The organism is Vulcanisaeta sp. JCM 14467 (assembly GCF_001316245.1).
Classification (GTDB): Archaea; Thermoproteota; Thermoprotei; order Thermoproteales; family Thermocladiaceae; genus Vulcanisaeta.
This window is the reverse complement of sequence record NZ_BBDM01000011.1, coordinates 73,395-92,543: the sequence shown is the minus strand read 5'-3', so window position 1 is coordinate 92,543 and position 19,149 is coordinate 73,395. Positions and strand designations below refer to the sequence as shown.

Annotated in this window: 19 protein-coding genes and 7 pseudogenes; 10 read left to right on the top strand and 16 right to left on the bottom strand. The window is 46.7% G+C overall.

Translation table 11 applies throughout. The features are described from left to right. A partial coding sequence (locus JCM14467_RS18065; RefSeq protein ID WP_252901409.1) for a hypothetical protein occupies window positions 1–359 on the top strand: 359 nt, incomplete at its 5' end. A 213-nt stretch (window positions 360–572) separates the two neighbouring features. Here the strand turns inward: JCM14467_RS18065 and JCM14467_RS10790 are convergent. The 11 genes and pseudogenes from JCM14467_RS10790 to JCM14467_RS18040 all read right to left on the bottom strand — a co-directional run bounded on the left by JCM14467_RS10790 (window position 573) and on the right by JCM14467_RS18040 (window position 8,750). Beyond that, window positions 573–1,049, bottom strand: coding sequence for a 30S ribosomal protein S9 (locus JCM14467_RS10790; RefSeq protein ID WP_252901408.1), 477 nt, complete (start codon window positions 1,047–1,049; stop codon window positions 573–575). Next, complete coding sequence (locus JCM14467_RS10785; protein ID WP_054850130.1) at window positions 1,046–1,612, bottom strand: 50S ribosomal protein L13; 567 nt, start codon at window positions 1,610–1,612, stop codon at window positions 1,046–1,048. The genes JCM14467_RS10790 and JCM14467_RS10785 overlap by 4 nt, the downstream gene beginning before the upstream one ends. Before the next feature lie 10 nt (window positions 1,613–1,622). Next, on the bottom strand, window positions 1,623–1,991 hold the full coding sequence (locus JCM14467_RS10780; protein WP_054850127.1) for a 50S ribosomal protein L18e: 369 nt from the start codon (window positions 1,989–1,991) through the stop codon (window positions 1,623–1,625). Between the two features lie 60 nt (window positions 1,992–2,051). Then, window positions 2,052–2,968: pseudogene (locus JCM14467_RS10775) on the bottom strand (DNA-directed RNA polymerase subunit D). A 55-nt stretch (window positions 2,969–3,023) separates the two neighbouring features. Further along, window positions 3,024–4,517: pseudogene (locus JCM14467_RS10770) on the bottom strand (sodium:solute symporter family protein). A 6-nt stretch (window positions 4,518–4,523) separates the two neighbouring features. After that, a complete protein-coding gene (locus tag JCM14467_RS10765; protein WP_054850126.1) occupies window positions 4,524–4,748 on the bottom strand; it encodes a DUF3311 domain-containing protein in 225 nt (74 codons plus the stop codon). 183 nt (window positions 4,749–4,931) lie between these two features. After that, window positions 4,932–5,159: a hypothetical protein gene (locus tag JCM14467_RS10760; protein WP_054850125.1), complete on the bottom strand. Its 228-nt coding sequence runs from the start codon at window positions 5,157–5,159 to the stop codon at window positions 4,932–4,934. Window positions 5,160–5,217: 58 nt separating this feature from the next. Next, a pseudogene (locus tag JCM14467_RS20525) lies at window positions 5,218–6,977 on the bottom strand (carbon starvation CstA family protein). Between the two features lie 57 nt (window positions 6,978–7,034). Beyond that, window positions 7,035–7,217, bottom strand: coding sequence for a hypothetical protein (locus tag JCM14467_RS18045; protein ID WP_252901405.1), 183 nt, complete (start codon window positions 7,215–7,217; stop codon window positions 7,035–7,037). A gap of 74 nt (window positions 7,218–7,291) precedes the next feature. Then, a complete protein-coding gene (locus JCM14467_RS10745; RefSeq protein WP_054850122.1) occupies window positions 7,292–7,903 on the bottom strand; it encodes a hypothetical protein in 612 nt (203 codons plus the stop codon). Next, window positions 7,897–8,750 (bottom strand): annotated as a pseudogene (locus JCM14467_RS18040) (ArsA family ATPase). The gene JCM14467_RS10745 and the pseudogene JCM14467_RS18040 overlap by 7 nt, the downstream one beginning before the upstream one ends. A 185-nt stretch (window positions 8,751–8,935) precedes the next feature. Here JCM14467_RS18040 and JCM14467_RS10730 point away from each other — a divergent pair. After that, a complete protein-coding gene (locus JCM14467_RS10730; protein ID WP_054850119.1) occupies window positions 8,936–9,160 on the top strand; it encodes a metallophosphoesterase family protein in 225 nt (74 codons plus the stop codon). Between the two features lie 88 nt (window positions 9,161–9,248). Continuing rightward, window positions 9,249–9,512 carry a metallophosphoesterase family protein gene (locus tag JCM14467_RS10725; protein WP_252901414.1) on the top strand — a complete coding sequence of 88 codons (264 nt, stop codon included), beginning with the start codon at window positions 9,249–9,251 and terminating at the stop codon, window positions 9,510–9,512. An 89-nt stretch (window positions 9,513–9,601) separates the two neighbouring features. On the opposite strand, the gene JCM14467_RS10720 is transcribed toward JCM14467_RS10725, so the two are convergent. Further along, complete coding sequence (locus tag JCM14467_RS10720) at window positions 9,602–9,871, bottom strand: hypothetical protein (protein ID WP_054850117.1); 270 nt, start codon at window positions 9,869–9,871, stop codon at window positions 9,602–9,604. After that, complete coding sequence (locus JCM14467_RS10715) at window positions 9,868–10,866, bottom strand: hypothetical protein (RefSeq protein WP_252901404.1); 999 nt, start codon at window positions 10,864–10,866, stop codon at window positions 9,868–9,870. Before JCM14467_RS10715 ends, JCM14467_RS10720 begins: the two co-directional genes overlap by 4 nt. 103 nt (window positions 10,867–10,969) lie before the next feature. Here JCM14467_RS10715 and JCM14467_RS10710 point away from each other — a divergent pair. Next, a pseudogene (locus tag JCM14467_RS10710) lies at window positions 10,970–11,759 on the top strand (SDR family oxidoreductase). A gap of 82 nt (window positions 11,760–11,841) precedes the next feature. On the opposite strand, the gene JCM14467_RS10705 reads toward JCM14467_RS10710, so the two are convergent. Further along, the gene (locus JCM14467_RS10705) at window positions 11,842–12,657 is read right to left on the bottom strand and encodes a proteasome assembly chaperone family protein (protein WP_054850115.1); all 816 of its coding nucleotides are present in this window, start codon (window positions 12,655–12,657) and stop codon (window positions 11,842–11,844) included. A gap of 35 nt (window positions 12,658–12,692) precedes the next feature. Continuing rightward, window positions 12,693–14,795: pseudogene (locus JCM14467_RS20115) on the bottom strand (xanthine dehydrogenase family protein molybdopterin-binding subunit). Window positions 14,796–14,896: 101 nt separating this feature from the next. Between JCM14467_RS20115 and JCM14467_RS18015 the strand changes: the two are divergent. Genes JCM14467_RS18015 through JCM14467_RS10690 form a run of 4 tightly spaced genes read left to right on the top strand, consistent with a single transcriptional unit; the run spans window position 14,897 to window position 16,495 of the window. Continuing rightward, window positions 14,897–15,022, top strand: a complete 126-nt coding sequence (locus JCM14467_RS18015; protein WP_252901400.1) for a hypothetical protein — start codon at window positions 14,897–14,899, stop codon at window positions 15,020–15,022. Next, entirely contained in the window at window positions 15,019–15,417 is a 399-nt protein-coding gene (locus tag JCM14467_RS10695; protein WP_252901399.1) for a gamma carbonic anhydrase family protein, read from the top strand. The genes JCM14467_RS18015 and JCM14467_RS10695 overlap by 4 nt, the downstream gene beginning before the upstream one ends. Window positions 15,418–15,419: 2 nt before the next feature. Continuing rightward, entirely contained in the window at window positions 15,420–15,758 is a 339-nt protein-coding gene (locus JCM14467_RS18010) for a hypothetical protein (RefSeq protein ID WP_252901398.1), read from the top strand. A gap of 35 nt (window positions 15,759–15,793) precedes the next feature. Beyond that, entirely contained in the window at window positions 15,794–16,495 is a 702-nt protein-coding gene (locus JCM14467_RS10690; RefSeq protein WP_252901397.1) for a glycosyltransferase, read from the top strand. Between the two features lie 216 nt (window positions 16,496–16,711). Here JCM14467_RS10690 and JCM14467_RS10685 read toward each other — a convergent pair whose 3' ends face one another. Next, window positions 16,712–17,608, bottom strand: a complete 897-nt coding sequence (locus JCM14467_RS10685; protein WP_342765528.1) for an ATP-binding protein — start codon at window positions 17,606–17,608, stop codon at window positions 16,712–16,714. A 109-nt stretch (window positions 17,609–17,717) separates the two neighbouring features. Here JCM14467_RS10685 and JCM14467_RS20520 point away from each other — a divergent pair. Next, window positions 17,718–18,115, top strand: a pseudogene (locus JCM14467_RS20520) (hypothetical protein). Between the two features lie 5 nt (window positions 18,116–18,120). Beyond that, window positions 18,121–19,140 carry a phosphoglucomutase/phosphomannomutase family protein gene (locus JCM14467_RS10680; RefSeq protein ID WP_252901394.1) on the top strand — a complete coding sequence of 340 codons (1,020 nt, stop codon included), beginning with the start codon at window positions 18,121–18,123 and terminating at the stop codon, window positions 19,138–19,140. Window positions 19,141–19,149: the final 9 nt, after the last annotated feature.

The following is a 19,149-nucleotide window of genomic DNA, read 5'->3' as shown; positions in this document are numbered from 1 at the left end:
CCTATGAGGTGAGTAATGGCTTGATTAGTGAGGTTTGTGAGGAGGTGGAGATACCAATCGCATACGAAGTCTACGATACCCTCTACACGTGCATAAGCATTCCATCCCAATACACGAATCGTTGGTACAGATCCAACGTGGTCTGGGCGGGAGTAAGTCTTTTGTACCCGAATGAGACTTTAGTACGAGGCTTTGTAAACTTTAACCCAGGTGGTTCTGGCGAATTCCAATTCTGCTCCAACGTGAACCTATACCAAGGCCCGTTAGCCAATAACACGCTTGAAGGCTCCAACGTGATATACACCCAGATGTACAACCAAGGAACAACATGCAACATGTACCAAGACTTCCAAACATAGCATAACAGCAAGATTCATGTTTATAACTTAATTTAAAAATTCCCTCTTTTTCTTTTATATATGTACGATATGCATTAAGTTATAAAGAAGAGACATGAATTTGTCCTTTTTATACCTTAATATTACTTCATGAGTTGGGTCTCGTATTTATTAATATAAATACACGCTTAGTTCAGCTTCACCAGTACCCCATAATTGTTGTAATGTCTGGGATTACCTGTATGCTTTCTGTCTCTTACTCCTTGCGTGCTTAAGCCCTGGCTTCTTAGGCTCCGTCCTCCTTGGGTCTCCCTTGATCATTGATGGGTCATAGGCCATGTAAAGATCAAGCAATTTAGAATTCTGGAAGTACTCAACCAGGCCCCTTGCGATGGCCATCCTAACGGCAGTTGCCTGCCCCATGAAACCACCGCCCCTAACCGTTACTTCGATATCCACCTTACTCATTAACTCCTTACCAGCGAGCAGTAGTGGCTCCATCATCCTCATCCTAGCCATCTCAATGGGCCAAATCTCAATTGGCACGCCATTAACCCTAACCCTACCAATACCAGGTCTAACAATTGCCTTGGCAATCGCCGTCTTCTTCTTACCAACAGCGATAACCACCCTAGCCCCAGCTACCTCCTGAACCGTGGCATTTGGTACTGGCCTTGGTAATGCCGTTGATTCACTGCCCTGCTCGCTCATGCGTTACCACCCTTACTCTCAGCCTTTTTAAGCTTCGCCATTTTAGCCTCCCAAGCCTCCTTAGCCTTTCTCCAGGCCTCGTACTGCTTAGGCTCTATGTGGCTCCAAAGCTCCTCAAGAGTCACATACTTAGCGCCTGGCCTAACCGTTAGTAATGCGCCCTTGATCATCACCTTATCAACATTCATGTACTGCGGTGGAACGCCCATGAAGACCCTAATCCTCTTGTATGCCTGCCTACCCCTGAACTCCTTCCTAGGCAGCATACCCCTAATAACCCTCCTCAAAATCCTGTCGGGCTTCCTCGGTATCTTCGGGCCAGCCTTCTCAGGGTTGTAGTGCGTTAACCACTCGCTAATCCTCGTCTTATACCAATTAAGTACCATGTTGAAGTCCCCAGTGACAACGGCTTTCTCGGCATTAACAATGACCACTCTCCTACCCTCCAACGCCCACTTCGCCACTATTGAGGCCAGCCTACCAACAACGTGGTTTGTGGCGTCAATAACCACCTCGTTTAATTCCGGGGGATTCCTATCAACAACGATAACCCTACTACTCATGCCCACCACCCTAGATTATTATCTTAACATTACTACCCTTATTATTCCTCCTAACAAGCTCAGGTATTGTGATCGCCTCAGCGCCAGCCCTCTTAATGGCCTCAAGAGCGCCCTTCGAGAAGGACCACGCAGCTATTGTGACCTTCTTACTCAACACTCCATAACCAAGCACCTTACCAGGCACGATAACGATGTCTCCATCATTAGCGAGCCTGTTTATCTTACCAACATTAACCTCGACCCTACGCCTAGTGGGCTTCTCAAGCAGGTCGGCTACGTAGTCCCAAATCGCAGCCTTATACTCATTAGCCGCACGCCTAAGGAATCTAATCAACATACGAAGCTCCGCGTTAGTAGGGCCCGTTGGGTTTGGCGGCATGCCTGTCTAACGGCAACGCAACCCTTTTTAAATAATTCGCAGCCGTAGACGTTAATGGTATCACTCCTCGGTCGGTCCCTCCTCAGTACCGAATTCCTCACCAACCTCCTCACCCGTTGGAGTAGTCTCCTCAGGAGCCTTTTCAGCCGTTGCCTCGCTGGGTGGTGCTACTCCCCTCGATAACTCAAGCTCTAATTCACTTATAAACTCCTGGAACTTACCCTTGAGTATCCTGAACCCCTCCCTAACCATATCCTCAACCGGCATATTGCCGAAGCTCTCAACCCAAAACACGTACTTATTCTCATCCCAATCAACCCTTAGCGCCGGGCAGACCTGCTCACAGGTCTTCCACTTATTAAAGGTACACTTGAGTGCGTCATTGATCATTATCGAACCGTCATCCTTAATATCAAGGGCGCCATTGCATATCTCTAGGCATACCTTACACCTATCGTCAGCCTTACCGACCACGGTGACCTTGGGGTAGTAGTAATACGACGCTAAACCTGCTTGCCACTTGGCGTGATTCCTAGCCCTGCCGAGCCTTGCGTAGGCTCGAGCACTATCTTCTGCCCTGGCACTAGTTTGACGATTGGTATGTCCTCATACACAGGCCTAACCTCAGGATCATCAGATTTCAAGTCCCTGCTATAGACAACCATGGGCTCCTTAGCCTCAACATTAAGCTCAAACCTAACCTGGCATAGGCTTGGGTCGACTAACTCCTGCTCGCACTCCTCAATCTTAGGCAGCTTCTTTAGGTCGGTCTTTATCGGTATCATGGATAGCCTATGAGCAAGCACCTCGTCGTAAAGCACTGAGGTGTTGTCCAGTATTATTACCTCGTCAATTGCGAGCACGGGCACGTCAGAGATGAGTACCCTACGTAATGAATTAACGAGTGGTGGCGTTACACCATCCACCACAGCCCTCAGGTACATGTCCGACTTCTCAATAACCCTTACCAAGACCACGAATTGATTGATTGCGATTTTGAGTAAATAAACATTTCTTATTCCTATCCTTACCTCATCGACTCCTTCCTCCCCTGACAGCCATGGCTATGCCAGTGCCCACAAGGACTATTAGTAGGTTAATGGCTAGGGCTATGACGGCTATGTATACGAAATGCCCAGCTATTGGGTAAAGTGGTAACATTGCAGAGGGCTTATGCGGCGTTACGAATAAGTAAACACCAAGCCCAAGCCCCACGGCCCAACCAGTCATTAATGAATACTTATCAAACTTGTCCGTAATAAGGCTAGGAACACCGCAGGTAGGGTTTGCGTAATTATTATACCACCAAGTAATTGAAGCCATATTGCGTAGGTCGCTGGGACAATGAATACGAAGCCCAGCGCCAGGAACTTGAAGATCACCGAGGCCCACTTAGCAGCCCTAGTCTCGCCCTGAGGCGTTATCCTTGGGTAAAGTGGCTTGATTACATTCCTAACCAACAGGTTAGCCTGCGCCATGGCCATTATTGCGGCAGGCACGAGCCCACCAACGAAAACGCCAAGTAGGGCTAAGGCGGCTAGCCACTCGGGTAATGTTGTCACTGCCAGTGTCGGTATTACCAAAATACCCCTGGTCGACGCAGGGAACAGGTTTAGTATCTTCATGGCTTCTGGACTGCCATATATCAATATACCGTACATTGCGAGCAGTGCCAATGCAATGCCATATATGGGCAGTAGGGCTGTGCTCATGGCGAGCTTTTTATCACTCTCAGCACTCAACGCACCGTTAACGGAATGAGGATATAGATACAGGGCTAGGCTACTACCTACCCAAAGTGTCGTGTATGTTATGAAGTATGGATCCTTCAACGTGGAGACTCCCGTCGGCAATGCCTTTAGCGTTGCGGCTTTAAATGCGGCTGCAAAGCCACCATGTATTGCAAATGGCACGGCTACAAGTATTGCAATGACGCCTAAAAATACGAGGGCATCCTTAAACACGGCCGTTAGCGTAGCACCCCTAAGTCCACTGGTATACGTAAATGCGGCAAGTATTACGAAGGAGATTGTTGATGCAACATCGCTGACAAACTTCACGTTATTGACGACACCGAGGAGCATTATTGTTAGTACGGCCTGCATACCAACTATTTGCAGGGCTATGTATGGAAACTCGGCGACTATTCCCGTGGCGGCTATGAAACCGGCGAGTAATCTACTGTTGAACCTGTCTTGAGCGAAGTCGGCGGCAGTGACGTAATTCCTCAACCTACTCCACCTCCAGAGTGCCGGCATGGTGACGGTGGCTAATGCGAATACCGTGGCCACGTAAGGGACAGCATAGAAATAGAGGGCGCCGCTGGCGAATATGCCTGATGGCACTGCAACAAAGGTATAAGCCGTATATAAGTCGGCACCAACGAGGAACCATATAAGGAATGTACCTAACCTGCGACCAGCCAAGCTCACTCATGCAACTGACTTAAGTCGCCGCGCCTCCACCTTGCTCAGTAGAAGCCGAGGAATATACCCAACCCAGTGGGCCTATCAATGGGCTTACCATGCTCCTTCACCTCTTACTTGGGTAAAGTAGGATTACACCCACTACGAAGAGTATTGAGGATATTAAGAGCCATAATGTTTGGGACCAGTAGAAGTATGGCACACCACCAAGTTCGGGCTGAACGGTATTATATAACGGTAGCAACGTGTAGTATATCCATGGTATTATAAAGAGTATGCCAGCAACAACCTTACGCCATGTAGGTACATTTTTAGTTGATTTTACGGTCATAACAAACGATGATCAATATTATTATTTTTTTAAGTAATACCTGGTAGAGAAATTAAATTAAATGCTAATGACATTATAAGAATGTAATATAATAGTTCTGAATAATAATCTATGGTTTTATTTCTAAAAATTATGAAATTATTAAAAATAAAATAAAATATTTTAAAATAATTAAAAGAAAGGCTATATTTCAAGGTTAAACGCATCAACTAGGTCAGATATCAAGTCCTCAGTCCTCCCTGCCTTATTCACAAAATACCTTAGCTCATCAACCGCATAAGGTAATAATCTTAGCGTTATTGAAAGTGGTGGTGACGGTACACCTATTAAGTTTCCGAAAATTAGTATTAAAAATATGTTCAGTAGTTCTGCGTATTCATTGTACATGCTTCTTGTGGATTCATATCTCATGAAGTCTTCATGGTACTTAAACAGAGACTTTATGGCATTAGATACTTTACTAAGCGCATTATTTCTTTGCTGCAACGACCTCACCCCTCCTCTTAATTGCGTAGTTTATGAATTCGGCCATCATGTATAGGTCGAGTATTATTAAGATCGAAGCTATTATTGTGAGGGCAAGGCCTGAGTACATAGTGGTGAATATATGTTTCTGAAGACCAGCGATAAATGTTGGGTATGAAACAACGATTACGTACCAGAATAATGCCGTTGTCACAGTAACCCATAGGAATAATGCTGGTATTAGTATTGCAAGGGATGCCTTACGTGGTCTCTTAAGTACGAACATTACCCACGATGATGTTGTTAACAATGCTAAGGCGGCAAGAAGCTGGTTAGCGCCCGAGAATGCTGGCCATACGTAGGCTATTGTTCCTGTGTACGCAAGACTACCAGCTATTATTAACGGTATCAACGATGCAAAATACCTATTATTTAATGCTTCAAAGAGCTTAGGTGCCCTAGTTCTTAGGGGTTCGAGTATGTCAGTCCATGTCCACCTTGCGAGTCTATTTGCGGTATCCAGGACCGCGAAGTCAAATGTTGCGAACCATAAGCCCGCGAATATTGCGCCATAAATAATATCAATGCCAAATGCGTTGTGAAGTAATATGCCATATCCCTGGGTGAAGGCACCTAAAGTGTTTGCTACTACGAATGTATACATGTTTTTAGGAACTCCAGTAGGCCACGAAGTGATTGAGGAAAGCATTGAGAAGGACTGAGGTAATGTTGTTGCCACAGTTAATGCCACAGTTAGTGCAACAATACCCTCAGTAAACATACCGCCGTACCCTATGAATAATGCATCTAGCTCCGAGTTTAATTGTCTCGCTGATGTTCCTGAAGCCACCAGACTATGGAAGCCGGATAGTGCTCCACATGCGATTACTAGTACTATTACTGGCCATATGGGTGATGGTTTGTAACCAACGAGGATTTGCGTGAATGATGTCACAGGCGGTATCTTAATTGTGGCAAATGAGGCTATGAGAGCCACTGCGCCGATTATGACGCCAGCCCATAATATGTAAATGTTCATGAAGTCTCTAGGCTGGAGTAAATACCAAAGGGGTAGCCAACCAGCTAACCAGCCGTATATTAGGAGTAATGTAACCCATACGTAGTAATTCTTTATTACGAGCGGCACGTTGTAACCAAGGAATATAGCCACAACTATGAAGGAAAGACCAATAAGCAATGCCCACTTAAGCGGTACTAAGAACTTATATATCAGTACCCCAACAAATATTGCTATAGGCATGAAAAATAGTATTGCAGTGGCTACCTGAGGTCTTGTGAGGAATAATTGGGCGTCAAATATAGTGAATGCTGCAAGTATTAGTATTAATGCGAAGAATATATACCAACTAAAGACGTACCTCATTCTACTTGAAATGACCCTCTCGGATACCACGGCTATTGACCTACCCTCATACCTCACCGACGCATTAATGCCAAGTAATCATGAACCGCGCCAATTATGGCATTAGCAATGAGTATCCACAATAAGGCTGGTAACCAGCCCCAGGCCATAGCCATTGTAGGGCCGACTATAGGCCCTGTACCCGCTATGGCACCAACATGGTGACCGTAAAGTATGGCCTTATTAGCTGGGACATAGTCAATACCGTCGAATTTCGTATGGGCAGGGGTCAGGTTCTTATCACTCGCTTGTGTAACTCTTCTTTCGAGGAACTTGCCATACGTGAAGTAAAAGCCCACATACCATACAGCCGCTATCGCCAGTATGGCCCATGCGGGCATCATGATTTACCACCCCTAGCGCCAAGGGCCTCTCTCCTAACCCTACTCAATACCTCTTTAGGAACCTCCCCGACCCAAAGCTCCACCAACTATTATGAAGTAGGTTCCAAAAACGAACATAAGTGCGTCATTAGATGTGATTGCATGGGGTATGGATACAATACCTACACCCAACGCATATGCCATAAGGATTATGCCCAGTGATGTTAAGGCAGCACCTACGTACTTTCTAACCGTCATACGTTAAATATTTTAATTTTAATTCTTTATAAACCTTCCGCCGGTACTAATGTAAATATTCAATTTTTATTATTTTATTTAATACTAAATAATGACTTAATATTATTTATTATATCTATTATATCGTCAACCACGGTATCTTTACTCGTTAAGAATTCTATAAATAATGTACGTTTTTCATAAGATACCTCATACAAGTACTTCCAATTCCTAATGCTACTAAGAACTTTAATGATATCCCACCTGGGATTACCACATAGGTAATACTTCCTTCTATTGTAATTTATTGATTTTACGTCGCTGGAGCACCTCTTAATACTCTTGGTAAATGTGAATCTGCCTAACCCCAGGTCTTTCGTGAACTCAACCTTGACTATGAACTTATCATGCTTTGTTGTTAATCTCGATATTGGGTAATAGATTAAGCTTTGTCTTGGTAGTAATATTAGCACGGCTTCAACCTTGTTAATATTGTCTCTATTAACTGTGAAGAGAGCCCTAAAGCCAACACTGGTCCCTAGAAGTACGTACTCCTTATTCGCTGGCTTTAAGTAATCTTCAAGCCTTTTAGATATAATCTTCATCCTCCTAACGTTCTCGTTATGGCCTTTGAAGAACACGATGGGCATGGCTATGGCTAGTATTACAATTACTATGAATGCTATTGTGTATAAATCCATTACCATACCACCCTAATTTTATTAAGCAGTTTCATTAGGTTTTCAACGCCTATCACGTTTTCACTATACGGAACTATGATTATTGGTATTTCTCGGTACTCTCCCCTTAATTGATTCAGCCGTTTATTATTACTTTCATTATCGACATACTTGTTAAGCACTATACCCTGTATCTTAACGTTAACTCTGCCCATGGCATTTACAAAGCGCTTCAGCTCTAATATTGGCAGCTCTTCTGCCGTAACTACGAATATTAGCTTTGTCTTATTGGGATCCATCATTAATGACTTATATTCCTCAACCTCACCGTGCATTCTTATTAATTCTTCAAGCATGGCATCCCTAATCTTTATCTTCCTACCCTGACTAATCGACTCAATAACCTCCTTATAACCAATAATTTTACTCCTCAAATCGATCAGCTTATCAAGCCACAATGACTGAAGCCAGGGGAGCTTAAGAACCTCGTGGTTATGCTCGTTGCTGGTGTATCAACTATTGTCACAGGGTAATCATTTTTCCTTAATTCCATTAGATAACTGAATAATGCATCCTCCTCAACGCCAGGGGACTCCTTAAGCATCTCTATGTATCTATCAAAGTTAAATACCTGAATCTCGGTATAAACGTTCCTTATTGCTTTAACCGTTCTATCTATATATTCTTTAATTAACAGATCAATATCAACCTCATTGGCGTATAAATTATCCATGACTAACGTGGGTTCGTGACCCAACCTAACGCCTAAAACATTGCCTAAATGATGCGCTGGATCTATTGACGTAACAAAGGTCTTAATGCCAAGTGATGATGAGAATAAGGCATAAAGCTGAAAAGGTTGTTTTACCAACACCACCCTTACCACAAATAATGATTAACCCCTTTTCAGACAGGAAATATCTAAGCTCATTCACAAATCCGAAGTGATTTGAAGGGTTTAAAACCCTTGCATTAATTAACGATTTCACGGCCTCATGAATTAACACGCCCATTAACATAAAATTTAATTAATGTCCCGATAAAGTGAATATCTAAATAATGAGCATGGGTATTAGAATGCTGCATATATCCGATATTCATGGTGATAAGTATTATATACGCTCGATAAGTGATGTGGTGAGAAATGTCGATGCGGTAATTGTAAGCGGTGATTTTGAGGATCCAGAAGTATTAGACGTATTGAGCAATTATGGTAGGCCTGTGTATGTTGTCATGGGTAATATGGATCCTCGTGCGTTAGGCCAAGGGTTCAAAAGTACTTAATTGAGGGGCGCGTAATATCCATTGAATCATTTTACCTGGCTGGTTATCCAGTTAATACGGAGAGTGTTGGAGGGCTGGTCCTAGGTTAATACTTGTCTCCCATTATCCACCCTATGGTACTAATGTTGATAAAGCATGGAATGGCGAACACATCGGTAGTAAATCCGTGAGGAAATTAATTGAGGATATTAAGCCATTGGTTGTGCTGTGCGGCCATGTTCATGAGTCCCGAGGTATTGATAAACTGGGCAGCACTGTCATTGTAAATCCCGGCCCTTTAGCCAGTGGTTATTACGCAATAGTAAGCGTTAGTGATGATGGCACGGTTAATGCCGAGTTGAATAAGTTATGACCCGCCCAGGCCATGGCCTGGGCGGGCCTGGCGTGGGTGCATGCAGGGGGCATTACTCATTAATGAGTGAATTAATTTATTAGTATTGGTTAAGATTCCTGCCTTGTCACGGAGAAGTGAAGTAGGTCGTCATCCATGGTTATCACGCCCTTCTTCCTCAACGACCACAGTATGTCTACGACGTATGGCCTAGCCATGGCCTCCAGGTCATCATTTAAATTAACGCCCCTTTTCCTTAGTTCCTCGATCACTGAGTCGACGAAGCTCAGGGTCTCGGTCTTACCCTTGACACTGCCTAGTTTGTTTATTGTTATTTCCTCAATGAGTCTCCTCAAGTCCTCCGGTATGTTTATGCTCATTTAATGTTCACCCAGGTAAACTTCATGCAGACCTTATTTAAGGGGCACTCATTGCACCTAAGCCGTGAGCAATACTCATGGCCTATCTTAAACGCGCCTCTCTCATAGACTATTGGGTCGTTACTCAGCCTACCCGTTGCCCTGACAAGCCCCTTAACCTCATCAACCTTTATTGTGACCCCACCATCCCTATTAACCAATATCCTATTTAGTACCTTCATTGCATGGTCATTCCCCAGGACCAGGAATGCGCCACTCCTTATCGTGACCATGGTACTATAGACATCGGCAACCATTGTATAACGCCTATACTCACCCCTCGAAATAATGCCGAGCGCCACCGGCAGGTTGGCCTCATGAGACACCCACCTAATGAATGTCCTAATGGCCCTCTTCCTCCTCTCATTAGCCCTCGGTGGGTAAAACATTGGTAGTGCCTTCTCGAAGTCGGCAACATAACGGAACTTGGGCACCCACCTGAGTAGTGTTGCTCCGTAGGCCTTCGTCAACTTCCTTAGGCCATAAACGAAGCTATGCACGGCATTGCTAACCTCCTGAACATCCTCGCCCTTAACACCCTCATTCTCATAATCGCTTAGCAATTTCATGCTAATATCGTTAATCAATGAGTACTCGGGGTTTGAGAGTAGGTGGTTTATCCTATCATAATTCCTATGCATCACCTTATATATTACTTCATTTCTCAGGTTTCGGAACCCCATGAACAATACCGTGGCGAGTAACAAATACCTCAGGAGTTCCTCCGCCTTGGGTACGTTCATGTACAATTGAATGAGGGAATTAACATCAATCCTACCCCTACCCCTCGTTGTTTCCTGCATGTATAATTCACGTATTCTTTGATATGGAACCGTTAATTCATCTGGCAGGTTCTCAAATATGGACTCCTTCACTGATGAGCCATATTCATTAATTACCCTCACAATATCCTCATACCGATCCCTCCTTCTCAAATCAATTTCAAGAGAACTCATTGCCATAGACGTGAAGGCGCCAGAATATAAATCTTGGCATTACATGCGTTATTATTGGATTAGAGGGTCACATTGAATAAGGGATTACTTAATACTAACCCGTATGGACCTGGGACTAAAGGGAAAGGTTGCGATCGTAACGGCATCAAGCAGGGGTATTGGCCTCGGAATAGCAGGGTGCTCGCCCAGGAGGGCGTTAAGGTCGTCATTAATGCCAGGCGTGAGGACGAACTAGCCAAGGCCAGGGAGACCATAATTAAGGAGAGCGGTGCCGAGGTCCTTGCAGTTAAGGCTGATTTAACGGTTAAGGATGACGTGGATCGACTAGTCAGGGAGGCAATGAGCACCTTCGGTAATGTAGACATTCTAGTCTTCAACGCAGGACCACCCAAGCCAGGCACATTCTCGCAACTGAGTGAGGATGATTGGGAATACGCAACAAGGCTACTACTCCTCAGCGCGGTGTGGCTAACTAGGCGTGTCGTGAATAACATGATTAGTAGGGGCTGGGGCAGGTTGATCTACGTAACATCACTAACCCTAAGGCAACCAATACCAAACCTGGTCCTATCAAACACAGTCAGGCTAAGCCTAGCCGGCCTAGTTAAGTCATTGGCCATTGAGTATGGGCCGTATGGAGTAACGGCTAACGGTATTATGCAGGGCTACATAATGACCGAGAGAATAAACCAACTGGCCCAGGAGGAGTCCAGGGCAAGGGGCGTCAGTGTTGATGAGGTCATTAAGGCGTGGAGTAAGGAGATACCGGCCGGTAGGTATGGAAAACCCGAGGAAATTGGCTACCTGGTGGCCTTCCTAGCCAGTGATAAGGCAGCTACATAAATGGTTCAATGATATTGATTGATGGTGGTTACGTTAGATGTGTGTTCTAACGTAAGTGGTGTTAAGGGGGTATGTTTAAAACAAATTGATTGTTAATATATTTACCTTTTTACTTCGTTTTATATTTCACGATTAATAATATACGGGTAACTCCTCCTTCGGCGGTTTCATATACATCTCTAAGTTCTTATCAATTAAAAATGCGTATTTACTCGCATGATCAGCAAGCTTGTCAATGGGTATTTCGAAGCCAACGATCTTGCTCAGGGCCTTTATTAACTTGAGGGCTGCTGTGACGTCAGGCCCATACCTACCGATTGTCTGGTTAAGTATTGTTAATACGTCTCTATGACTGGATAATTTCCCGCTCTCAATTAATCTATTAATTGCCGTAAGCACCTTCGACTCAGCGAGCAGTAGTACCCCGTTTATGTTCCTGGATAGTACTGAGTCTAGGAATATGGCCTCAATGCCCGTTATCGTGGCCTCATGAAGTGGTATTAGACCCAGCTGCTTATATTCATCAACATGCCCCTCCTCACTCACGAAATACACATTATCACTCTCCTGCTCGCCAAGGAGTGACGTTGATGTTAGACACACAACCCTACTCACCGAGTTATCCTCGGCCCAATCAAGGATCTTATCCACAAACTGCCTATAGAGTGTTGGTGGTATTGGCACGTGCTGCCTAATAACCACAATTGCGTGCTCCCTATCAAAGAATAATCTATAGGGTAACTTAGCCGCGCCATCGATGACCGTAACAATGGGTATGTGACCCCTCGGCTTTATCGACCCAATTTCCTCCATCTTAAGTGTCTCCACCAGGTACTCGATAGCGACTATGGATGCTAGCGAGGGCTCTGGACACGCCATAATGAGCGTGTTACGCGGGTCCCTGGGTATTGACTTAATCTTAATATCAAAGGCAGCGGCCGTGGACATACCGGGGCTTACTCAATATCATTGATTTAAATACCTTATGCAAGTAAGGATGGGTCAATCGGCACCCTATCGATCCTAGCCTTAATACCCCTCCTCCTGAGTATATCCTCCACGGCGCTGGTCACCGCCGCAGCGGCCACACCCACGGGCACCTCGCCAATACCCTTAACGCCCAGTGGCGTCACTGGTGATGGTGATGGTACCAGGTGAACCTCAATCTCGGGTATGTCCATGGCCGTTGGAAGACCATAATCACCGAGGCTAAGCGTTAGTAGGTTGCCATCCTCATCATACCTATACGCCTCATAGAGCGCCAGTGAAATCCCTATCGCCGTGCCGCCCATCACCTGCTCCTTAACCAGCTCCTCATCAATTACGTTACCAGGGTCCAAATACACGACGTGCTTAATGGGCTTGAGCCTGCCATCCTCATACTTAACCACCGCTACGTCACAGGCAAATGGGTATGCAATGTACCTACTATCCTCGCCTCAGCTGTATATGTGAAGGTGACCTCCTCATCACCAAGCTCAAGAATACTAACCCTCCTACCATGCTCGAGCGGAAGTAACCCTTCTCATAAGTCACGTTGTTCCCAAGGACCTTAACCGCCTTATTAAATAACCTAGCCCTCAACTCCTCAACGGCACCAAGCACGGCGCCAGCCGTGAAGACGGCCATACGGCTACCACCAGGCCCAAAGGCCTCAGGGCTCTCATTACTTGGTAAGTACTCATACGTGACCCAATCCATCGGTACATCAAGGAGCTGAGCCACTAACTTAACTGCCGCATGCTCATTGCCCTGACCCTCACCGCCAAACCCAAGGCCCACTATTATCTTCTCATTACTAATCCTCAACTTAATACCCTCAGTGCCCTGGGGCGTTGACGGTCCGTGGACACGGCAATACCCACGCCAGTATTCTCATCCCTCAAAGCGAAGAGGTCACTACGTGATAAAGCAAGCTCAAGAAGGCCCTTGGGATTCCCCGAATCATAGTAGGCGTAGGGCGCCTCGTAAGGGAATGAATCGATTAAATTCCTCCTCCTAACCTCAGCCCTGTCAAGGCCCAACTCATCAGCTATCGCATCCATAACCCTTTCCAGGGCCCACGTATGTGGTGGTGTGCCAGCACCCCTGAATGCACCTGCTGGGTTCTTATTAGTGGCGACCACCGTGGCATTGTACCTAAGGTTCCTTATTTTATACGGCCCAGCCAGTATGCCCAGGGGCTTAAAGGCCTGTCCACTGCTCTTACTGGCTCCTGCATCTTCCCAAATGCTTATGTCGAGGCCCTTAACAACACCCTCACCGTCGAAGTAAGCCTTAATCCTGAACTTCCTCTCGGGGCCACTCGAGTTTGATGCCATCAAATGCTCTGTCCTGGTCTCGACCCACTTGATGGGCGTCTTGAGCCTGTAGCTGCGTAGGCCAGGATTATTAGGTACCTGATCAGGGAGAATTTGGAGCCGAAGCTACCGCCGTGCCTAACTGGGACGTGCTTAATGGGTATACCCAGGGACCTCTCTATCTCAGCCACTATCGACTTACCGCCCTGTAGGTTCGATATTATCGTGACCCCACCGCCCTCTGGGTATACGATGGCTGCGAATGTCTCTATTGGGTTTCCCGAGCTCCTTGACCAGTAGAGGTTGAGTTCCAATTCCCTTGGTCCACCGGGCATTTGGCCGTACTCAATCACCTGCGATTGAATAATGTTCGTACCCAACTCCTCAAAGACCAGGGACTCATTCCTCAGGGCATCATCTATGTTACGAACTGGCTTAAGGGGTTCATACTGAACATCAATTAATTCAGCCAAATCCATCGCCTTATACGGGTTGTCAGCTATCACCAACGCCACGGGCTCTCCCTGGTAACGCACCTTATCCACGGCAATAGGCAGCGTCTCAAGTCCCGCACCCTCCCTCTCCGTTGAACCCACCGTCCTAGCCATGAAGTCCTTACCAGTGAGAACAAGTGCTCCCTCATTGACGGCTTTGCTCACGTCTATGCCCAATATCCTGGCGTGCGGGTAGGGGCTCCTGACAAATACGCCGTACCTGCTTGTATGGGTAATCATAGAGGAACCCACCCTTACCAAGTAATGCGTTTAATACGTCAATCCTCGGCATACGGCATTGACCTCCTCAATCCTCTTTTAAGTATTTAAGGCGGTGCCACTTAATATGGTACATGCCTTAATGCTTTAATAATGCCCCACGACGATTACACTATGCCGATCATTAGGGTTGGCGATAAGGTACCCAAGATTGGCAGGAACGTATTCATAGCGAGTACTGCCTACGTGATTGGGGATGTGACTATTGGAGATAACGTGAGTATTTGGCCCCACGCGTGATTAGGGGTGATGAGGACAGCATCGTTATTGGGGATAACTCAAACGTGCAGGATGGCGCGGTTATACACACCGACGTGGGCTTCCCGGCAAGGATTGGGCGTGGGGTTACGATTGGCCATAGGGCGATCATTCATGGGGCTACTGTGGAGGATGAGGTGATAATCGGGATGGGCGCCATAGTACTCAACGGCGCGGTGATCGGCAGTGGTAGCATTGTTGGTGCTGGGGCTGTCGTTACCCAGGGCACTAAGGTGCCGCCAAACAGCATAGTCGTTGGCGTGCCAGCCAAGGTCATTAGGCAGGCCACGGATGCGGATAGGGAGTACATTAGGAATAATTACCTGGCCTACCTAAGGTTGGCGAGGATGTACATGGATAATGGTGTTAATTTATAGCCATGCCCTGCATAACATTAGTAACAGATGGGATTGACGGCATCGTAGGTCCAATAAGGGTTGCATACTTACTCGGTAGCGCATTTATTAGGATGGGCATTGGCGTTAACGTGGTTTCCCCATACGTGGGGGATGAGGTTAGGAGGGAGTTTGGGCAGGTAGGCATTAAGGTGGTGGAGCTGGGTATTAAGCCATGGCTACCTGGGCAGTTGGGTCATTTATTAATATGGCTTATGAATGGTTTAAGGGGATTAATTAATTATAGCGATGACTGCGTATCAATAAACCTATCCTTCGAATTACCAATACCATCAACAATATTCTACGCCCAGGCTACGTAGGCGACCTACTGAGGGACTTAAGCAGGGAATTCCCCATGCACTATAGGCTTGGCTACTACGTGGCACTACCACTGATTAGTGCTGCGGATTCCACGTACCACAGGGCCCTCTCGCTCTCTAAATATGTAATAGCTAATTCAAGGTACTCAGCCGAGTCCGTGGAGTCCAGGGGCGTGAGGGTACACGCCGTAATAAACCCACCAATAGACACGGAATTCTTCAAGCCCACACCAAACCCAAGCCAGGACTACGTACTGACCTACGTGGGCAAGGAAACCCAATTCAGCGTCCTAAGGGCAATTGCGGATGCCGGCGTTAAACTAGTCGCCTTTGGTTCAAAGGTTCCCTGGCTGCCGCGCTGGTTCACTAGGCATAGGAACATTGATTATAGAGGTAGGGTCAGCGATGAGGAGTTAGTCAAGCTATACGCCAACGCCAGGTTCACGGTATTCCCATTCACGCATGAACCCTTCGGTTACGTGCCCGTTGAGTCCATGGCTTGCGGGACGCCGGTACTCACGTATAATAAGCAGGGCCCTGGAGAGACCGTGATAAACAACGAGACGGGCTGGCTAGTAAGTAATCCCGACGAGCTTGTTAAGATGGCGGTTAGGCTTTGGGAGGGTGGTTATGACGAGTCCATGAGGGTTAGGGCCAGGGAGAGGGCCACGGCCTTCAGCGTGCCAAGGGTAATCAATGAGTGGGTTAACACAGTGAGTGGTTTGATTAAGGGATAAAATTAATGAGGATGCCGCACTAAGAATGGCCGTGAACCACGAATGAGACGATTACCTACGCAACCAAATTCCACGACGTGTTTAAATCCAGGGCTAGGCAAGTCTCATTTACTCGCTGGTTCCAGGGCTTTCCTCACGGCTTCCCTATGCAGCGGCGTTTGCCAGGCAACGTACCTACCAATGCCCAACTCGGGATCCCTCTCTGGTGGTGGTTCATCAATCCACTGGGTCCGGGTCTCTACTTGGCAGGGGAAATAGTATGAGGTTTCTCCTGACCAATTCATCAACCAATTCCCCAGGTGCGTTATACCATAGGTAATCCGGGTCACCCACGGCCTCCCTGAGGTGGTTCGCCCACTTCCTGATGAGGTCCGGCGTGATTTCCTTATCGTTAATAAGTTCACTAATTACCTTATCGGCTACCCAATTCACTTCATAAAGCTCCCCTAAGATTCTAGGGTTCCCACCCGTCAACCTCCAAACATCCTCGAAGTCCGGCTTATTACCTGGTAGTTGTTCGTAGAGTTGCTCGAAGCCTTCCCTTATCATATTCCACATGGGTATTAACCTAGCCCAAAGATGCCTACCAATCTCCCTCCTCGAAACACCCTCGCTTGTGGCTGTTATTGCGATGACCTTGTCGTAACTGGCGGGTGGATGCTCGAGTATTCCGAGCAAGCCCTTCACGTATATTGCGACTTTATCAATGCCGATTACTTGGAATGCGTCGTCAACGATAATCGCGAGCTTGCGTGTCCCGGCTTCAATGGCTGACCTGGCTATGCCTATGATGGACCAAACAACCCTACCCCAGGCAATCTGCGAAATGGCCTCACGTATTAAGCTCAACAACTTGTTCCTTACGTCCTCAACCCCCAACTCTACCGTGAATGCCAACTCGATTGGATTCACGTAAATAACGTCAAAGCCAAGCTCCCTAAGCAGCTCGGCTCCCTGCCTAAGCCATGCCGTCTTTCCGCAGCCCTCGCGACCATAAACAACCCGCGGGAGCGCCATTCCCCTGTTAACCCAATCCTCAACCTGCCTAAGGGCCTGCTCCCTATCAACAAACTCAACCTCCCTACCAGCGAAGCCCAGCCTAACCCTCCTCACCGCACTGGTGGAGTTGCCTAATCCTTATTATCCTTTCTCGACCCTACTTGGTTAGGCATGGTTATGACCATGCAATAACATTTATAAGGACCCCATCACATTATGAATCGTGGAGAGACGGGCTTTATCCTTCCATTTCGGGACTGATGGCGTCAGGGGCGTTATTGATGAGGAATTCAATGAATTCCTCGTCGCAGTACTCGCCGAATCCACGTTCCGCTACTGGTCACGTAGGTACGGTCTCCACAAGGTCTTCGTTAGCTTTGATGCGAGGAGGAAGTCCAGGGACTTCGCAACTATCGTGCTAGCGTAGCCGTGAACCACGGGCTGGACGTGATCATGGTAAGCAAGCCAACGCCAACACCAACAGCGGCTTGGTACGGTTCTAAATTCGGCTTCGACCTCACAATACAGATAACGGCGAGCCACAACCCACCAATCTACAACGGCTTCAAGGTAATAACAAGCAAGGGATCACCAGCCAGGAGGAGGATACAGACGAGATAGAGAGGTTGTATAATAATGAGTATGAGGATATTCATAAGTCCGTTGAAACCCTTGAGCTAAGGCCAGTACCCACGGTGAACCCAGCCCCTGAGTACATTAACTATGTCTATGAGAGTGTAACAAGGATGTTTAAGCCGAGGACTAGGTTCAGGGTCATTATTGACCCGATCTACGCCACTTCGATAGGGTATACGAGTGAGGTCATGAGGAGGCTTGGCATGGACGTTACGGAGATCCACAACAACTACGACTCAAGCTTTGGGGGCAGGGACCCCAACCCAGAGCCGCAGAATATACCGGAGCTTATCCAGGAGGTTACGTCTGGTAAGTACGACATTGGGATATCGCATGACGGAGACTCGGACAGGATAGCCCTGGTCGATAAGGTACATGGCTACCTAAGCGCCAATGATATTCTACCGATTGTTGTCGAGAGGCTTGCCTCGGCATCAATGATTAGGAGGGGTATCGTTAGGACAGTATCCACGACGCACATCCTCGACAGCATAGCCGCTAAGTACGGATTTAAGGTCATTGAGGTCCCAGTTGGCGTTAAGTACGTGGCAAGGGCAATAATGAGCGGCGAGGCGGACATGGGTGGTGAGGAGAGTGGCGGTCTCGTGTACTCATGGCACATACCCGACAAGGACGGCATATACACGGCATCACTAATAATAGCCATGGCATCGGAGTACGGAAGCCTAACGAACCTAATAAGCGACGTCAGGGGTAAGTATGGCAGGGCATACTTCAAGAGGGTCGACCTAGACATGAGGAATTCAAAGAAGTTTGTAAATGATAATAAGGAAGTATTACTCAAGATGCTTAGTTCCCTAGGTACAAATCCAAGGCCCATAACCATTGACGGCATTAAGGTGATCTTCAGCGATAATTCCTGGATCCTAATCAGGGGTAGCGGAACCGAGCCAAAGCTCAGAATCTACAGCGAGGCCCTTAACCCGGGTAGGGTTGAGGAATTGATAAATAATGCAATAAACATTATTAATAAATTAAGGAGCAATTAATCATCAAAT